The sequence below is a fragment of the Lebetimonas natsushimae genome, assembly GCF_002335445.1.
Lineage (GTDB): Bacteria > Campylobacterota > Campylobacteria > Campylobacterales > Nautiliaceae > Lebetimonas > Lebetimonas natsushimae.
In genome coordinates this window covers 127,828-145,998 of the sequence record NZ_BDME01000006.1, presented here as the reverse complement: position 1 = coordinate 145,998, position 18,171 = coordinate 127,828, and the positions used below count along the sequence as shown (strand labels likewise).

The 18,171-nt window shown below is 31.0% G+C and carries 18 protein-coding genes; 5 read left to right on the top strand and 13 right to left on the bottom strand.

Translation table 11 applies throughout. The features are described 5' to 3' along the window. Positions 1–98: 98 nt before the first annotated feature. The 3 genes from LNAT_RS07735 to LNAT_RS07725 are packed head-to-tail and all read right to left on the bottom strand — an operon-like array spanning position 99 to position 2,492. The gene (locus tag LNAT_RS07735) at positions 99–518 is read right to left on the bottom strand and encodes an FxsA family protein (RefSeq protein ID WP_096260043.1); all 420 of its coding nucleotides are present in this window, start codon (positions 516–518) and stop codon (positions 99–101) included. Position 519: 1 nt separating this feature from the next. Continuing rightward, positions 520–2,247 (bottom strand): proline--tRNA ligase, encoded by a 1,728-nt coding sequence (locus LNAT_RS07730; RefSeq protein WP_096260042.1) that lies wholly within the window; start codon positions 2,245–2,247, stop codon positions 520–522. Continuing rightward, positions 2,247–2,492: an RNA-binding S4 domain-containing protein gene (locus LNAT_RS07725; protein ID WP_096260041.1), complete on the bottom strand. Its 246-nt coding sequence runs from the start codon at positions 2,490–2,492 to the stop codon at positions 2,247–2,249. Before LNAT_RS07725 ends, LNAT_RS07730 begins: the two co-directional genes overlap by 1 nt. 53 nt (positions 2,493–2,545) lie before the next feature. Here LNAT_RS07725 and LNAT_RS07720 point away from each other — a divergent pair, with 53 nt between their 5' ends. Then, positions 2,546–3,751: an argininosuccinate synthase gene (locus tag LNAT_RS07720; protein ID WP_096260040.1), complete on the top strand. Its 1,206-nt coding sequence runs from the start codon at positions 2,546–2,548 to the stop codon at positions 3,749–3,751. An 80-nt stretch (positions 3,752–3,831) separates the two neighbouring features. On the opposite strand, the gene LNAT_RS07715 is transcribed toward LNAT_RS07720, so the two are convergent. Further along, positions 3,832–4,245, bottom strand: coding sequence for a rhodanese-like domain-containing protein (locus LNAT_RS07715; RefSeq protein ID WP_096260039.1), 414 nt, complete (start codon positions 4,243–4,245; stop codon positions 3,832–3,834). 66 nt (positions 4,246–4,311) lie between these two features. After that, on the bottom strand, positions 4,312–4,953 hold the full coding sequence (locus LNAT_RS07710) for a phosphoribosyltransferase (RefSeq protein ID WP_096260038.1): 642 nt from the start codon (positions 4,951–4,953) through the stop codon (positions 4,312–4,314). A gap of 98 nt (positions 4,954–5,051) precedes the next feature. On the opposite strand from LNAT_RS07710, the gene LNAT_RS07705 reads away from it, so the two are divergent. Then, positions 5,052–5,657, top strand: coding sequence for a sterol desaturase family protein (locus tag LNAT_RS07705; RefSeq protein ID WP_096260037.1), 606 nt, complete (start codon positions 5,052–5,054; stop codon positions 5,655–5,657). Further along, positions 5,657–6,979 (top strand): chloride channel protein, encoded by a 1,323-nt coding sequence (locus tag LNAT_RS07700; protein ID WP_096260036.1) that lies wholly within the window; start codon positions 5,657–5,659, stop codon positions 6,977–6,979. The genes LNAT_RS07705 and LNAT_RS07700 overlap by 1 nt, the downstream gene beginning before the upstream one ends. Here the strand turns inward: LNAT_RS07700 and rgy are convergent. Next, positions 6,965–10,177 (bottom strand): reverse gyrase, encoded by a 3,213-nt coding sequence (rgy, locus tag LNAT_RS07695; RefSeq protein WP_096260035.1) that lies wholly within the window; start codon positions 10,175–10,177, stop codon positions 6,965–6,967. The genes LNAT_RS07700 and rgy overlap by 15 nt on opposite strands. Before the next feature lie 132 nt (positions 10,178–10,309). Here rgy and hcp point away from each other — a divergent pair, with 132 nt between their 5' ends. Next, a complete protein-coding gene (gene hcp, locus LNAT_RS07690; RefSeq protein WP_096260034.1) occupies positions 10,310–11,737 on the top strand; it encodes a hydroxylamine reductase in 1,428 nt (475 codons plus the stop codon). A 15-nt stretch (positions 11,738–11,752) separates the two neighbouring features. On the opposite strand, the gene LNAT_RS07685 is transcribed toward hcp, so the two are convergent. Continuing rightward, positions 11,753–11,983, bottom strand: coding sequence for a hypothetical protein (locus tag LNAT_RS07685; RefSeq protein ID WP_096260033.1), 231 nt, complete (start codon positions 11,981–11,983; stop codon positions 11,753–11,755). A gap of 96 nt (positions 11,984–12,079) precedes the next feature. Between LNAT_RS07685 and LNAT_RS07680 the strand changes: the two genes are divergently transcribed. After that, positions 12,080–12,463: a bacteriohemerythrin gene (locus LNAT_RS07680; protein WP_172413521.1), complete on the top strand. Its 384-nt coding sequence runs from the start codon at positions 12,080–12,082 to the stop codon at positions 12,461–12,463. Here the strand turns inward: LNAT_RS07680 and LNAT_RS07675 are convergent. Genes LNAT_RS07675 through ychF form a run of 6 tightly spaced genes read right to left on the bottom strand, consistent with a single transcriptional unit; the run spans position 12,453 to position 18,137 of the window. Then, positions 12,453–13,088, bottom strand: coding sequence for a Crp/Fnr family transcriptional regulator (locus LNAT_RS07675; protein WP_096260031.1), 636 nt, complete (start codon positions 13,086–13,088; stop codon positions 12,453–12,455). The genes LNAT_RS07680 and LNAT_RS07675 overlap by 11 nt on opposite strands. Positions 13,089–13,097: 9 nt before the next feature. Next, entirely contained in the window at positions 13,098–14,897 is a 1,800-nt protein-coding gene (locus tag LNAT_RS07670) for a menaquinone biosynthesis decarboxylase (RefSeq protein WP_096260030.1), read from the bottom strand. After that, positions 14,887–15,417, bottom strand: a complete 531-nt coding sequence (locus tag LNAT_RS07665) for a hypothetical protein (protein WP_096260029.1) — start codon at positions 15,415–15,417, stop codon at positions 14,887–14,889. The genes LNAT_RS07670 and LNAT_RS07665 overlap by 11 nt, the downstream gene beginning before the upstream one ends. Next, the gene (locus LNAT_RS07660; RefSeq protein WP_096260028.1) at positions 15,398–15,874 is read right to left on the bottom strand and encodes a SixA phosphatase family protein; all 477 of its coding nucleotides are present in this window, start codon (positions 15,872–15,874) and stop codon (positions 15,398–15,400) included. Before LNAT_RS07660 ends, LNAT_RS07665 begins: the two co-directional genes overlap by 20 nt. Further along, positions 15,874–17,046: a class I SAM-dependent rRNA methyltransferase gene (locus tag LNAT_RS07655; RefSeq protein ID WP_096260027.1), complete on the bottom strand. Its 1,173-nt coding sequence runs from the start codon at positions 17,044–17,046 to the stop codon at positions 15,874–15,876. Before LNAT_RS07655 ends, LNAT_RS07660 begins: the two co-directional genes overlap by 1 nt. Beyond that, the gene (ychF, locus tag LNAT_RS07650; RefSeq protein ID WP_096260026.1) at positions 17,043–18,137 is read right to left on the bottom strand and encodes a redox-regulated ATPase YchF; all 1,095 of its coding nucleotides are present in this window, start codon (positions 18,135–18,137) and stop codon (positions 17,043–17,045) included. The genes LNAT_RS07655 and ychF overlap by 4 nt, the downstream gene beginning before the upstream one ends. Between the last annotated feature and the right edge of the window lie 34 nt (positions 18,138–18,171).

Below are 18,171 nucleotides of genomic sequence, written 5' to 3'. Positions count from 1 at the left end.
AAACATAAATTTAATTTTTATTAAATATTTTGAGAAATATAAGAAAATTTAATGAATGAGTGTTTATTTTTTACACACAAAAGGAGAAAAAGAGTGGATTAATCTTTTTTAGGAATTTCCTCTATTATTTCTACATCTATAATATCATCATCGTTTGTGTAAGTTTTATGATAGAAATTTCTTGATGGAAAAAGTTTTTTTGCAATAAATCTTGCAAACGGTTCAAATAAAAACAAAACTCCTATAATATCACTAAAAAAACCTGGAACAATAAGTAAAACTGCCCCAATTAATTTAAAAAGTCCGATAGATAAAAATTCCTCCTGGGTTATTTCCCTTCTCATTAGTTTTTGCATATTGCTACTTAAAGACAAATCAAGAGTTTGGAGAATATAAACTCCAACTGCGGCAGTAAAAAGTATTTCTAAAAAAAATCCAAAAGGAGTAAAAACTTTCATAAATTCATATGAGAATAATATCTCTAAAAAAAGATAAACTAAAAAATAAATTAATCCCATATCAATCCTTATTTATAAGTTCCATTACTTTTTCAAACACTACGTCTTTATCCACTTCAAATTTTTCCCCTGTTTTTCTATCCCTAACCTCAACTTTTCCATTTTTTAATTTTTTACCTACAATTACACCAACAGGAAAACCAACTAATTCAAAATCTGCAATTTTTGGTCCAAATCTCTCAGTTCTGTCATCTAAAATTGTTTTAACTCCTGCATTTACCAAATCTTCATAAAGTTTTTCGGCAAATTCAACCTGGTCTGTTTTTTTAACATCTCCCACAATTATATCTACAACAAACGGTGCTATCTCTTTTGGCCAAATTATTCCTCTATCATCGTGATTTTGCTCAATTGCAGCGGCAATAAGTCTGCTAACCCCTATTCCGTAACATCCCATAATAAAAGGTTTTGCTTTTCCGTTTTCATCAAGAAAAGTTGCATTCATAGGCTCACTGTAAGCAGTGCCTAATTTAAAAATATGTCCTACCTCAATTCCTTTTGTAATTTTAAGAGGTGCACCGCATTTAGGGCACAAATCACCTTCTTTTACTTTTGCAATGTCTCTATAGATTGTTAAATTTCCAAGCAGATTTGCATCAAGCAGTCCTGCCCCTTTTATATGATAATCTTTTTTATTAGCCCCGCATACAAGTTCCTCAGCCATTCTTAAATCATCATCTATTATATATTTTATATTACTTGGCAATCCAAAAGGTCCAATATATCCAGGGATAAGCCCAGCTTTTTCAATCTCTTCCTCACTTGCATCAACTAAGTCAATCGCACCGACTGCATTTTTTGCTTTAGTCTCTTCAAGTTCGTCATTTCCTCTTAAGAAAAATACGACTATTTCTTCCTCTCCATTATCAAACACAGCCTTTTTAACAACTGCTTTAACAATAAAATCTTTAGGAGTTTCTGTAAATTTACTTACCTCATCAATTGTTTTGATATCTGGAGTATAAATTTCTTCAATTTCTTGGGTTTTAACCGGATTTTCCTTTTTTATATGATTTCTTTTAGCAACTTCTATATTTGCCGCATAGTTACACTCACTGCATACTACAATATCATCTTCACCGGTATTTGCAAGTACCATAAATTCACGGCTTCCGGTTCCGCCAATTGCACCGCTGTCTGCCTCAACCACCCTGAAATCAAGCCCCATTTTTGAGAAGATTTTTTCATAAGTTTCCTGCATTAAATTAAATTCCCTGTCTAAATCATCCCTAGTTGCATGGAAAGAATATGCATCTTTCATTATAAATTCGCGGCCTCTAAGCAGTCCAAATCTAGGTCTTGCCTCATCTCTGAATTTTAAATTGATTTGATAAAGATTTACCGGAAGCTGTTTATAGCTTTTTACATAATTTCTGACTAAATCCACAACACTTTCTTCATTTGTAGGTGAGAGAACAAATTTCTGGCCTTTTCTATCTTCAATTCTAAGCAGTTCATCTCCGTATTTTTTAGCCCTGCCTGTCTCTTCCCAAAGCTCGTAAGGAGTTATGAAACTAAGCATTACTTCCTGCGCACCTGCTTTATCCATTTCTTCTTTTATAATCGCTCTTATGTTATCAAGCACCATTTTCCCAATAGGAGTAAAATCATAAATTCCGGCCGCAACCTGTTTGATATATCCGCCCCTTACTAAATAAATATGACTAGGTGTTACCGCGTCTTTTGGCGTTTCTTTAAGTGTATATAAAAAAAATCTGCTCCATCTCATTATATCTCCTTAACATATTCGTTTTTTTTACTTTTTGGAATTGTTTTAGTTTCAGGTAATTTCAAAACTTCAAATTTTTTTACTCCGCTTAAATAATGAATTTCTATTTTATCCCCTACTTTTACATCTTTTGAAGGTTTTGCCTTTTTTCCGTTAATAAAAACAACTCCTTCTTTACACATCTCATCTGCAATTGAGCGTCTTTTTACAATATTAACGGAATTTAAAAATTTATCAATCCTCAAACTATCCCTTTTTTAGTCAAATTATACTATAATTGCACTAAAAAAGGATATTTATGAAAGTTGTTTTAGCATATTCAGGCGGACTTGATACAAGTGTAATTTTAAAATGGCTTCAAGATAAATATAACGCTGAGGTTGTAACTTTTACCGCTGATATCGGTCAAGGTGAGGAAGTAGAAGCTGCGAGGGAAAAAGCACTAAAACTTGGAGTAAAACCTGAGAATATTTTTATCGAAGATTTAAGGGAAGAATTCGTAAGAGATTATGTGTTTCCTATGTTTAGGGCAAATGCTATATATGAAGGGGAATATCTGCTCGGAACTTCAATAGCAAGACCTCTTATTGCTAAAAGACAGATTGAAATAGCAAATCAGGTTGGAGCTGATGCGGTGGCACACGGTGCTACAGGAAAAGGAAACGACCAGGTAAGATTTGAACTTGGTTATTATGCCCTAAGACCTGATATTAAAGTAATTGCCCCTTGGAGAGAGTGGGATTTAAACAGCCGCGAAAAACTGCTGGCTTATGCAGAGTCTCACGGTATTCCTATTGAAAAACACGGAAAGAAATCCCCTTATTCAATGGATGCAAATTTACTGCATATCTCATACGAAGGCGGAATATTGGAAGACCCGTGGGCAGAACCGGAAGAAGATATGTGGAGATGGACAAATTCTCCTGAAAAAGCGCCTGATAAACCTGAATATATAGAAATTGATTTTGAAAGAGGCGATGCGGTTGCAATAAACGGAGCAAAAATGACACCGGCTCAAATTCTTGAAACTCTAAACGAATACGGCAAAAAACACGGTATCGGAAGAATTGATATAGTAGAAAACAGATTTGTTGGAATGAAAAGTAGAGGATGTTATGAAACCCCGGGAGGAACTATTTTACTAAAAGCCCATAGGGCCATTGAATCAATCACTCTTGATAAGGGAGAAGCTCATCTTAAAGATGAAATAATGCCAAAGTATGCAGAACTTATTTATAACGGTTTCTGGTTTGCACCTGAGAGAAAGGCACTTCAAAAACTGATAGACGAAACTCAAAGAAATGCAAGTGGGACTGTAAGACTTAAACTTTACAAAGGCAATGTAAATGTAGTTGGCAGAAAATCTCCGAATTCATTATTTAGCCCTGAATTTGCCACATTTGAAGAAGACAGCGTATATAATCAAAAAGATGCTGCAGGATTTATCAAATTAAATGCTTTAAGATTTATTATTGAAGGTTATGTAAGAGGCAAAAACAAATAATTAACTCCTTTTTGGAGTTTTTAATACATTATTTTTATAATATTTGATACTTTTTTAAGAATAAAAGAAAAAAGAGAGAATTATCCTTCAGTATGAGCCTTATGTGCTTCTATTAAATATTTAACATCATCTGCTAAAACATAAACGTTTTTATATCCTAGAACATCTAAAAGACCTTTTACCCTATTTGCAAAAAAAGCTTTTCTACATACCACTAAAATTGGTTGGGTTTTATCATCTGGTAATTCGTCAATATAATCTGTAAATTCAGTATATGGTGTATAATATGCTGTTGGAATTCCAGCTTCTTCGGCATTTTCACCTTCTACCAAATTAGGAAGTGTTACATCTAAAACAACCGCTCCCAAATCTTTAATTAATTCTCTCGCTTTTTCCACATCTACATTACCGAGTCCTGGTTTTTCTTTATTAAGTTCAATCGCATCTTTAAATCTTTCTACTGCTTCTTGCTCGAATGGTGTTAGTTTTGCCATCTCAGCCTCCTTTATTAATTTATTTAAGTTGTTATATTATAACTAAATTTAATTAATTTTGTCAAGTTATTTAAATTGAGATAATATATTTATAACCTCTTCATCACTTAATTGATGGAAATCTTCATACCATCTGCCTACGCTCATAAACAGTTCGGGCTGTTCTAATACTATTAATTTATGAGAAACACTTTTTAGCATATTTTCTACTTCAGCATCTTTTGGAGCGACTGGCACAGCAATTATCACACTTTTGGGATATTCTCTTACAATACTTTGGGCCGCAAGATACATACTGGCTCCCGTTGCCACTCCGTCATCCACCAATATTACATCCTTTCCTTCAAGAAGTTTTGGTTCTATTTTATATTTTTCTCTTAGTCTTGCAATTTCCTGAATTTTTTCCATTGCCTTTTGTTGAATATAACTCTCACTTATTCCAAGTCTCTCCACAATATCTTTATTTACAAATACCAATCCGTTTTCACTTACACTTCCTATTGCAAATTCGTCGTTCCCGGGAGCGGGTATTTTTTTTACAAATAAAATATCAAGAGGTGCGTTTAATTCTTTTGCTATTTCTGCAGCTACAGGAATCCCGCCCCTTGGAAGCGCAACTATCACAGGATCGGTTATTAATCCTTTATCCTGCAGTTTTTTCAACTCTTTTGCAAGCAATTTTCCGGCTTCAGTTCTGTCTTTAAACATATCATCCCTTTTTTTAATAATTATAACAAACATTTATATTTATTTTATGTTATAATTATTTATAATGTTTTCTATAAGCTAAACTTAAGGAGTAAAAATTGAAAGATTTTATTTTAAAAATAACTCAAAGCAAATGGAATTATTATCTATCATTAGCAACTGACTGTTTAACAGGTATTGTTTTTTTAGTTTTAGCGATTCACTATTCAAACGATATATGGGGAAGCGTGGCATTATTTGTTGTAGGGGTTATATTTTTTACATTTTTAGAATATGCGGTACACGCATGGCTTTTTCATCTAGACCATCCATTAAAAGTTTTTATCGAAGGTCATGCCCATCATCATCAAAACCCATTCAGTTATGATGCAATGCCGTTTTTTATGAGTGCCGTTATTGCTTCTTTTTTTGCATGGGTGCTTCATTTTTTTATGCCTCTTGGAGATGCATTTGCATTGGTAGGTGGTCTTGCCCTTGGATATTTTAACTACGGAATAATGCATCATATTATGCACAGGCGTGAATTTGCAAGTAAATATTGGAGATATATGCAGGAATTTCATTTTGTTCACCATAAAAAGCCAAAAATGAACCATGGGGTAACAACAGATATTTGGGACAGAGTGTTTGGAACATATTATCAATGGACGCAAGACGATTTAAAAGGAATAGAAAAATTAAAAAGAATTAAGAAAAAAAGTTAATGTTTTTTAAAGATTTTTTAAAAAAAATCTCATCTAAAATTTCCCTTATTAGGGATTTCCTCATTGCTTCCATTATTACAGGATTTATAAGTGGTGTTTTTATTGTTTTATATTATTATCTTATGGAAAATATTTCAAAAATTTTTTTTGGAAAAAACCCTGTTTTCACTCTATCTTCATATCCCAAAATATATATCTATTTAATCACTATATTTTCAATATTAATCGTGAATTTCATTATATACAAAGATAGAAAAGCAAAAGAATACGGGGTAGAACAAATAGCACAAATTATTACAGAAAAACAAGATATGATAAATATGAAAGATTTGATTATGAAAATATTGGCTTCCGCCCTCTCAATAGGCAGTGGATTTGCCGTAGGAACAGAAGGCCCTTCTGCGGAAATCGGAGCAATGATAGGATATAAAATCCATTCGTTTTTTAAATTCCCTGAAACACTGCTTAAACCTATGATCAGTATAGGAGCCAGCAGCGGAATAGCTGCTATATTTGTATCTCCAATTACAGGAATTGCATTTGCAATTGAAAGCATTGCTTATAATTTTATTAAAAGTTACATAACATTTATAATTGTTGGTAGTATAAGTGCATTTAGTATTGCCTTAATCTTTTTACAGCCTTTTACTTTTATTTATTCAGCGGGAAGAATGATTAATTTCAAATATGTATATATTATTGCTTTATTTATTCCTTTTATGACATTATTAATATATTTATACCTGACAATTCAAGATAAAATTTTATATTTTACCCATCTTAAATTATTTAATGTTTTTGGTAAATATAAAGATTTAATTTTTGCAATTATAGGGGGTGTTGTAATAGCAACAATTCTTATTATTTCCCCTTATGCTGGTTTTACCGGTCATCAAATAGTATCTCTTCTTATTAATAATGAAAATTTGAATGTTCTATTTATTATAGAAATATTGCTTTTAAGAATAATAGCAACCACTTTTTCCATTTATTCAAACGCGGTTGGCGGTATGTTTGTACCTTTAATGAGCATTGGCGCTTTAAGCGGATATTTGTTTGGATTAATATTACATTATGCACATGTTGGAATTGGTCTGGAACCTTTTTATTTTGCAGCAATTGGTTCAGCCGTTTTTATGGGGGTTTTAATGAAACTGCCTTTAACTTCTGTTGTATTGGCATTAGAAATTACAAATGATTATAATGTCGTAATAGCAACAGGATTCAGTGTTGCTATTATTTCATATCTTACAAAATTAAATTTCAATATAAAAAAATTTAATACTATAAATATAAATTTTAATACTTTAACCAATAAATAAATTATTATACAATTTAATCAATTCCGACTTATAATCTTTTTTACCCTCTTCTATTAAATCCATAGTTTCTTCAAGAGTTTTAGTAAATATTTCACTTACAAATTTATATAAAGGATGTTTTTTTAGAATATCTAAAACTTTAAATCCAAGTTTTGTTGCAAATAAAAATCCGTTTTTTTCAACCACATATTTTCTCTCAAGCAGTTTTTCTACAGTTATTGCATAAGTTGACGGTCTTCCGATCCCTTTGTTTTTCATTTCATCGATAACCTCAGCATAAGTATATGGAGGAAATTTACTTTTTTGATAAATATTTTTACTAACAGGATAAATTCCTTCTTTAATATTATAAATTTTTATGGGATAAACAAGATTAAATCCGTCTTCCAAAATCTTGGTATTTACATCAACTTCTTTATCAACTATTTTAAAAATATCTTTTTTAACTTTCACATCTCTCATCTGAGAAGCTATAAATTTTCTAAAAATCAAATCATATAATTTTAAATGATTGTAAGTTAGATTTATATTTTTAAAAACTAAAAAACTTTTAAGTTCATTCATATCCATCGAAGTAGTAGCCCTAATCGCCTCATGTGCCCCGCCGCTTTCAAAACTTCTCAAATTTACATACTCTTCTCCAAACTTCTCCTCAATATACTCTTTTGCAATTTTTTTACCCACGTTTGAGATTCTAAAACTGTCAGTCCTGTGATATGTAATAAATCCGTTTTCAAAAAGTTCCTGGGCCAGTTTCATTGTATATTGGGGAGAAAAATGAAGTTTAGTTGCCGCTTCTTTCAAAAGAGTAGAGGTGTTAAAAGGTTTTTCAAAAACATCTTCTTCTTTTGATTCAAGCAGTTTAATCTCGATTTTATTTTTTAATGAATTGAAAAATCCTTCTGCTTTCTCTTTATCTTCAAATTCCCACTCAATTTTTAAATCATTTATTTTAACAGATACAATAAAAATTTTCTCTTTTAATTTTTCTGTCCTTTCACAAATCCAGTTTAACACAGGGGTCTGAACCCTTCCGGCTGAAAGATGGGCATTATGAAGCAGATTTTGAAGATAAGATGACAAATTAAACCCTATCCACCTGTCACTTATTCTTCTGACAAACTGAGCAGCAACCAAATTTTTATCATAATATCTCAAATTATTAAGTGCCTTAGTAAATGCATATTTTGTAATTTCGTGAAATTCTGCTCTTTTTACATTTAAATTATACGGCTTGTTATTGAGTATCAAATCAAATGCAATTTTTTCCCCTTCCCTGTCCGGGTCTGTTGCAATAATAACTTCATCAACCTCATAAGAAGCAAGATTTAAGGCATTTAATATTTTATCTTTATTTTCTAAGACTCTAAAAATTGGAATATACTTATCCTTAACACCCCATTTTTCCTCATAAGAGAGATCAAAATCATGTCCGATGCTAGCAGTGATTACCAAAACCCTGTCTTTGAGTAATATCTCATAAATACTGACTCCATCAACTATTCTTCTGCTGGGTCTACCAAAAAATGAAGAAATGGTTTTTGCTTTTGTAGGGGATTCAACTACCACAAATGAAGTTTTGAGATTTGTTTTTGTTTTTATTTTTCTACTCTCATCAATTTCTTTTAAAATTTCGTCTAAATTTATCTCTTTTATATTTTTAAATTCAATGTTGCTATACCAGTTAAGTTTTTTTCTAAGAGAAAAAAAGGCTTTTTCATTATCTATAAGTGTTAGAGCCAAACCTTTTGTAAGATGTCCGTTATAAAACCTGCTGCTTCTGCCGCTTGCCTGAATATAACCTGTAATATCCGCCGTTATTATTTTTTCCCCGTCAAAACTGACTTCCGGAGAATTTTTTATCTCTATTCTGTATGTTTCTATTAAGTTAGTTACATATTCTTTTATCATTTTTAATTTTTCTTCCACTTTTGGATGAAGCACTGGCAAAAAAGCATATCTTTTTAATGTATTAATGTAATTTTGAAAAGTTAAAATCTCTTTAGTTTCTAGTTTTTTTATTAAAAGTGGATAAATAACTAAGCAAATAAAATAAAGCGCTTTATAGTTTTCTTCATTTAATTTAAATTCAATCTTCGGCACCCCGACAAAAAGCGTATATCTTACACTCTCAGGCAAATCTATTCCCCTCGCAAGAGGATTTCTGTAACTTGCAAAACCGGCAAAAACACATTCACCCCTTTTAAATTCTTCGACATGCTCGTTGAATTCTTCATAAGAATATGTCTTAATTCCAGCAGTGTTTAAAAATTCTATAAATTCATTTAGTTTATCTTTGGTTTCATTCCCAGGCAAAAACAAAAGCCCGCCGCTTCCTAATTTTTTGATATATTTCATGGCTTTTTCGTATGAATATGTTTCATCATAGACATCTTCTATATTTCTAAGAGATAAATTTGGCCTGCTAACTTCAAATCCCAGCAGATATTTAAATAAAAGCACCCTTTTACTTTTTGGATTTGCAGTAGCAGAAGATACTATTAAATTACCTTTTTTTACAATTTTTAATTCCATTAAATTAACATAATCTTTTTTCTCTATAAGTTCTAATGCAGTATTTATTATTTTTTCATTTATTCCTAAAAGTTTTAAAACGATATCAATTTTTCTGGCAGATTTTAAAATAGAATCCACATCATCTATAAAAACCAGATCAAAATCTTTATTTATTATTTCATGATTTTTATATAAAAACTGGGTGGTTGTTATTAAAATATCATATTCACCTTTTTCAATTTTTTCTTTTTCCTCTTTTTTACCAGTGTATGCAAGTACTTCAACACCCCAGCTTTTAAATCTTTCAAGAGCCTGTAATACCAGAAGTTTTGTTGGGAAAACAATATAACTTTTTTTTGCAAATGCTGCAAGCAACAAACCAAATGTTGTTTTACCTATTCCCGTCGGCGCTAAAAGCGCAAAAGAATTCCCTAAAAAAAATCTTTTTGCCCACATTCTCTGAATCGGGCTAAGGTCCTGCCCTACTTTTTCCCTAAAAAACAAATTAAATTTTTCTAATTTTTCATCTGCAACGCAGAATTTTTTATAATTTATCAAATTTACATTACATTTATCTTCACTGATATCCATACATTTTTCGCAAAAAAGTCCAATTTCCAAACGTTCAGAACTGATATTCCCTCCACAGTTAGGGCATCTGTTTTTATAAATAGCTTCCATTTAATGCCTTTTTTAGAAATTTTAGCATTTTTTTTAAAAATGTAAATCTATTGATTGCAATCAATGAATTAATTTTACATTTGTCTTACAATACTTTTACGAAATTTTAAAAAGTTACAAAAAGGAGACAAAATGTTTGGACTATTCGGAAAAAAAGAAGAAACAACTAAAAAACAGGCTTGCGATTTACCGTTTTTATGCTGGCAATGTGAAATGAGTGCACCTGGTGGATGTGGTAGCCATGGAGAGAGCAAAGGTGTTTGTGGTAAAACTGCTACAAAATCAAGACTTCAGGATTTAATGATTTACGGACTAAAAGGTCTTAGCGCATACAGAGAACATGCGAATGAATTAGTACAAGAAGTTGGAGATGAAGAAGCAAGAAAAACATTAAAAGAAGTGGATGATGTAAACAGTGAAACATTATATTTCACTCTTACAAACGTAAACTTCAATTTTGATGAACATATTGCTCAACTTATGAAAGTTGGACAAGCCGGAGTAAAAGTTATGAATTTACTTAGCGATATGCATACAAAAGCCCTTGGAATACCAACACCTGTAGAAGTTACTCAAAACAAAGCTGAAGGCAAAGGTATTTTAGTATCAGGACATAATCTTGATATGCTTGAAAAATTATTAAAAAGAATAGAAGAAAGAGGTCTTAGTGATAAAATAAATGTATATACTCACTCAGAAATGTTACCGGCTCACGGATATCCTCATTTAAGAAAATTCAAAAACCTAAAAGGAAATATCGGAAAAGCATGGTTTGACCAGACAGATGTATTTTCCAAATGGCAGGGAACTTGTGTTGTAAATACTAACTGTATCGTTCCGCCTGAAAAATCACCAAAAGTTAAAAATTATATAGATAGACTATACACTTATAAAATTACAGGTGTTGAGGGTGCCAAAAAAATAGAAAATGACAATTTTGATCCATTAATTGACCATACTTTAAGCTTGCCTGATATCACCGGGTTTGACAGTGATGAAAAAATCGTAACAGGACATCACTACAAAACTGTTCTTGAGGCATTCGGACCAAAAGTTCTTGATGCAATAAAAGAAGGAAAATTAAAAAGAGTATGGGTTATCGCAGGATGTGACGCACCTGGAAGAAAAAGAAATTATTATAGAGAATTAGCTTTAGCAGTTCCAAAAGACCATATTATTATTACAAGTAGCTGTGGAAAATTCAGATTCAACGATGTAGATTTTGGAACAGTACCTGGAACTGACATTCCAAGATATATTGACCTTGGACAGTGTAACGACTCTAACGGTGCAGTTCATATCGCAATGACAGTAGCTCAGGCTTTAGGAATTGAAGATATTAATGAATTACCGGTATCAATTGCTCTAATGTGGATGGAACAAAAAGCAATTATTATTTTACTTGCATTACTAAGCCTTGGAGTAAAAGATATTTATATCGGACCAAACGCACCACAATTTGCAAACGAAGATATCGTAAACTTCTTGGTAGAAAACTTCAATCTTGGAGTAATATCTGGAGATATCCACAAAGACTTTGGAAAAGAATTAGCTTCTTAATTCTTTTCTTTTTTTTTAAAACATATCCATTATTTTTTCATATAAATCATTATTATAAATTTTCAAATAAGAAATAATCATAAAAAATACTGCTGCTAAAATAAAAGACAATCCTGCATCAAAATTTACTTTAAATATTAAAATTAATCCAAAACCTAACATTATAATTAAAAAATATTGTGTTTTTAGAGATAGATATCTGTTAAAAATGAAGAATTGAAAAATATGCTGAAATAATTTTTTCATTAACTCTCCTTTTATTTTAAAAATTTTAACAAAAATTGATTTAAATCAATGCTTAAAACTCTTTATTAAATTATAATCATTAAAAAAGGAGTTTATATGGAATTAAACCAAGTTGCATTTGAGCCAATGAATGAAGTACATAACAGGGAAGCTGAAATTTTGGAAAAATTATTACAAGCAATTGAGCACAAAGAGCCTCTTGAAGAAGTTTATGAAGAATTTGTAAAAGATGTTGAAAATCATTTTTCTTTTGAACAAGAACTTATGGAAAAATATAATTTTTTTGCAAAAATGCCTCATAAAATGGAACATGATAAAATTTTAAACGAATTATACGAATTAAGAAATGATTTAAACAATTACGAAAAAATGGAAAAATATTTTAAAGAACATTTTATCCCCTGGCTTCATAACCATATAGCCACAATGGATACAGTTACAGCAGGATTTTTTAATATGGTAGGTGCCACTACCAATTAAAATGCTCTTTTATTTTTTCCCTATTTTTAACTGTAAACTTATTATCTTTTTTTTCAATAATTCCCAAATCTTTTAATATTTTTAATTTTCTGCTAAGAGTCTCCGGTTTTATATTCAAAATTGCTGCAATAGAATGCTGTTTTAAATCTTCAAAAGCTTCCGGATTATCATAAATAAATTTTGCTATTTTTGTAGTTGTATCTAAAATCAGATTATCCTGAATAATTCCATCTAAATATTTCATCTTTTTAAGAAGAGAGCTCATTACAGACAAACAGACATCACCTTTTTTTAAAAATTTCTTAAACTTTTCAAATTCTATTTTTATAACAATCCCGTCACTTTCCATCGCACAGTTTGCAGGATAAGGAATTTTCTCAAAACTTGCAAGTTCAGCTATGAGTGAAGGTGGATAAAATTTATGAATAATAAGCTCATTTCCCCTGTTATCCACTTTATAAACTTTTGCCGTTCCTTCTACAAGTAAATGTAAATAATTAGGTTCTTCTTTTTCATAAAAAACAATATCATTTTTTTTGAGTTTTTTTACAATTGAAAATTTTTTAATTTCATTAATATCTTTATCTTCTAAATTTTTAAATAAAAATATATCTTTAAAATTCATTCGCAGCCTTTAAATTATCTGATATTTTTTTAATTCTTCTTCACTGATTCCCTCAATTAATCCTAAATTTTTTAATTTTTCTATTACATTTTTATCAACATCAACATCCGGCGGCCACTCTCTTGTAAATCCATCAATGGCGTTTTTATTGCTTCCGTCAATTCCAACAATTTCATCAATCCAAACATCACGCAAAGCATCTATATTATTCGTAACTCTCCACACAAGCATATACGGATTATCTGCTTCGTCTGTATCAATAAACACAACTATTCTTAGGTTTTCTTTAAACTCTTTTATTTTATCAAAAATATTTTTAGCACAATTTTGCTTTTTAAACTTGATTACACAAATCGGATTTTTGGTATCGGTAAAATACTGTCTGACATTCTCAATTAAAGGCTCAACACTTTTTAATTTTTTCAATAATTCTTCATCATTTAATATTTTTAATTTTCCATTTTCCATTTTCCATTTTTCATTCTTAGTTGCATCAACCCCAAGCTTACCGCCTACCAATTCCTCCACGCTTGAATGGTCAAGCTCATCAACAATTCCCTTGCTAATTAATACCCTTTTTTTATCAAAATTATTTAAAATATATCTTGTTAAATTTTCATAATCTCTAAGATCAGGTGCATTTTCATCCACAAAAACAGCGTGTTTTACAAAACTCATCTGCCCCACTCCCCAAAGAGAATGCATTATCTGCATAGAATGCCCCGGGTATCTTGGTGCAATTTTTGCCAAAATCAGATTATGAAACACTCCGTTTTCAGGCATTGCATAATCAATCAAATCAGGTGCTGAAGTTTTTAAAAGCGGTAAAAATATCCTCTCAGTCGCATAACCCATATATTTATCCTCAAGAGGTGGTTTTCCTACAACCGTTGCATAATAAACAGGCTCTTTTTTAGTGGTTATAGTTTCTACATGCATTACGGGAAAAGGTTTTTTAAGAGTATAATAGCCTGTATGGTCTCCAAACATTCCCTCAATTTCCAACTCCTCCGGATCGCACCATCCTTCTATCACAATATCCGCATCGGCAGGAACTTCCAAATCATTGCTTATACATTTGATTAATCTTGGATTTTCTTTTCTTATAAATCCGTAAAGCATAAGTTCAAATATACCTGGAGGCATTGGTGCCGTAGCACACCACGTATAAAGCGGGTCTCCGCCTATTGCAACACTTACCGGCATTTTAACCCCGGCTTTTTTATACTCCCAAAAAAGATGGGCGCTGTCTTTGTGAATCTGCCAGTGAAGTCCGAGTCTTTTATCATCATAAACCTGAAGCCTGTACATTCCAACATTACGCGTCTCACCATCAAGACTTTTAGTATAAACCTGCCCCATAGTTATAAATTTTCCACCATCAAGCGGCCAGGTTTTTAGAATTGGTAAATCATTTAAATTTACCGCTTCACCTTGCTTAACATAATATTGACATTCTGCACTTTTTACTCTTTTTGGAATTGTATTTTTAAGTGCGAAAAGTTTCCCAAATATTTTTAATTTTTCACTGAGTGTTTTAGGAGGTTTGAGTTTTATAAGTTCTTCAATTTCAGCTGCAATCAAATCAAGATTTTTTCCGAAAATTTTTTCAACCACCTTGTCATTTGCAAAAATATTCATAACAACAGGCATATCAAATTTTTTATTGCCTTCTTTTGGATTGGTAAACATTAAAATTTTAGGATTTTTCTTCTTGGCTTCAATATAAGCTAAATGAGGTATTTCAAGATTTATATCAAGGGGAGTATCTATAATTTTTATATATTCTTTTAAATCATTAAATTTCATTACTTTCTCCTAAAACTTTCATAATTCCGCTTAAAATAATCATAATTTCTATTATGTTTTGAAAAATTTCTTTTTTTGTATTGTTATCAATATCTGTTGTCAGTAAACTCAAAAATTCAATAGCTTTAATAATAGCTTCTTTTATCTCTTTTGGATAAATTGAAAGAGAATCTTTTATTTTTTCAGGATTTTTACTGAATATAACATCTTTTGGCAAAAATATTACAAAAAAAGAAGCCAAATCGGTTGCAGTTTTTTTATAATCTTCAACAAACAAACAGAGTTTTTCTTTAAAATTTTTATCATTATCAACATCTTCTCTCAAATAATCAAAAAAATCTTTTAACAAATTAATTTCTTTATCATTTAGTTTATTTAAATCAAAAATTTTTAAAGCCACTTTTTCAAAATCTTCATTTCCCGAAGTTATATTTGCAAGAAAAACACTAAAAACTTCAATAATATCACTGTTTTGCTTTTTAGCTATATGATTTAAAATTTTAAGCGTTATCTGATTCATTAAAATTCCTGAAATGTTTGTAACTAAAAAGAGCTTTTAGAATATTGTCTTCAACTTCCGCAAGTGACGGCTTTGAAAGTTTAAAATAACAGTCTGAATGGGTAAGTTTTGAAATAAATTCACTCAAATCCGGTTGATGCCCGACAATTGCGATAATACCGTTTTTATTTTCAACAATTTCTTTAAAATTTTTAAAATTAGCGCCCGGAAATAATAATTCAGTTTCAATAAAAACACTTTCAGGATAAAATTCTTTTAATATTTCAGCGGTTTCTTTTGCACGGATTGCTTTTGAAGTAATTATATAATTGATTACAGGATAAATTTTTTTTACTACTCTAAAAAAACCTTTTGCCCTTATTTTTCCTTTTGGAGTCAAAGGCCTGTCAAAATCATGACCTTTAAATTCATATGCTTCAACCGCTAATGAATGCCTGATAAATAAAAATTTTTTCATTAAATCCTCCTTAAAAGCACCCCTGTTAAATAAAGCGAATTTGGAATATTTAAAACATACGGATGGTCAACATCCTGTTTTAAAAAATCAATTACTTCCAAATCACATTTCTCAATTATGGCACTGCTTAGAGCCAAATCCAACAAATCCTTTGAACTAATAGCGCTTGAACAGCTAAACAGTGCCAAATATCCATTCTCTTCTAAAAGTTTCAGAGAATTTACTATAAGATATTTCCAACCTTTAAGAGCACCTTTTTTTGCATTTTTGTTTTTTGCAAAAGCAGGAGGGTCAATAACAATCAAATCATATTTTTCTTTTTCATTTTCTAAAAATTTAAATACATCCGCTTTTATTATTTCATAATTTTGAAGTCCATTTAATTCGCAGTTTTTTTCTATCTGAGAACAGGCAAGAGCTGAAATTTCCACAAATTTAGTAAAAGAGGCATTTGCATATATTCCAAATCCGCCGGAATTTGCAAACAAATCAAGAGTCTTTTTATTTCCATATTCCCCTACAATTTTTCTGTTTTTTCTTTGGTCTAAAAAAAATCCTGTTTTTTGCCCAACTTTGAGATTAGTTATAAATTTTTTATCATTTTCAACTATGATAAATTCATCATCTATATTTCCATAAAGAATTTCATTTACAACTTCCAAACCTTCTTTCTGACGAATTTTATCACCTTTTTCATATATGCCTTTGGGGTTCAGTAAATCTATTAAAATTTCAACTATAATACCTTTAAAATTATCCATTCCTGCAGTTGTAAAAGAAACAACAAGATTGTCCCCATATTTATCGATAATGAGTCCGGGCAGAAAATCAGCTTCAGAATGTACAACTCTTAGGGAGTTAGAATTAAATTCTTTCTCTAAACTTAACATAATATTTTTACTCTCTATTTCAGTAAGCCTGTTTTTTAGCGCTTTTTTAATTCTTTTATAAAAAAATTCTTTATCAATATGTGTTTTTTCAAAACTTATTACTCTTGCAGTAATTTTACTTACAGGATTTATAAAAGCCGTTGCGACATACTCACCTTTATAAACCAAATCGGCAATAGTTCCTCTGTCACAGTCAGGAAGAGAAATTATCTCATTCCTATATACCCACGGAAATCTTTTTTTTAATTTCTCATATGCTTTTTTTGTTATTTCTACTTTCATACATTAAACCTGAAATGCATTACATCACCGTCTTGGACTACATAATCTTTCCCTTCAAGCCTCATAGCCCCGGCTTCTTTTGCACCCTGTTCACCTCCATATTTTACAAAATCTTCATAACTGATAACCTCAGCCCTGATAAACCCTTTTTCAAAATCTGTATGAATAACTCCCGCAGCCTGAGGTGCTTTTGTACCTTTTTTGATTGTCCAGCTTCTAACCTCGATTTTTCCGGCTGTAAAATAACTTATCAAATCAAGTTTTTCATACGCTTTTCTAATAATCTGGTCAAGCCCGCTCTCTTTTGCCCCAAGACTCTCAAGAAATTCATGTCTTTCCTCATCACTCATATCCACCATTTCTTCTTCAAGTTTAGCACAAAGTTTTATAACTTCCCTATTATGTTTTTTAGCATACTCTTTTAGGGCTATTACATATTCATTATCAACTGCTAGCCCTTCTTCATCAACATTTGCCCCGTAAAAAATTTCTTTATTTGTTAAAAAGTTAAGTTCTCTCTCAAGCACTTTAAATGCTTCTTCATCTTTTTTAGGAAAAGTCCTGACAGGATTACCTTCAGCCAGCCATTCCATAAGCTCATTTGCTAGTTCAAGCTGAGCTTTTGCTTCTTTGCTGCCTTTTGCCTGTTTTTGAAGTCTATTTATTCTCTTCTCAAGTGTCTGCATATCTGCATAAAGTAGTTCCTGCTCAATTATTTCAACATCTCTTATTGGGTCTACACTATTTTCCACATGAATAACATTTGGGTCTTCAAAACACCTAACCATATGCAAGATTATATCAGTTTCCCTAATATTTGCCAAAAACTGATTTCCAAGCCCTTCACCTTTGCTTGCTCCCTTAACAAGTCCTGCAATATCGACAAATTCTATGGTTGAATATTGAATTCTATCTGGGTTTACTATCTTGGCAAGTTCTTCTATTCTATTATCCGGTACAGGTACTATTGCTTTATTTGGCTCTATTGTACAAAAAGGATAATTTTGAGCTTCCGCATTTTGCGTTTTAGTAAGTGCATTAAATGTAGTAGATTTTCCAACATTCGGCAGTCCGACAATTCCAACTTTCATATATATATTCTCCTTAAATATTTTATGAAATTAT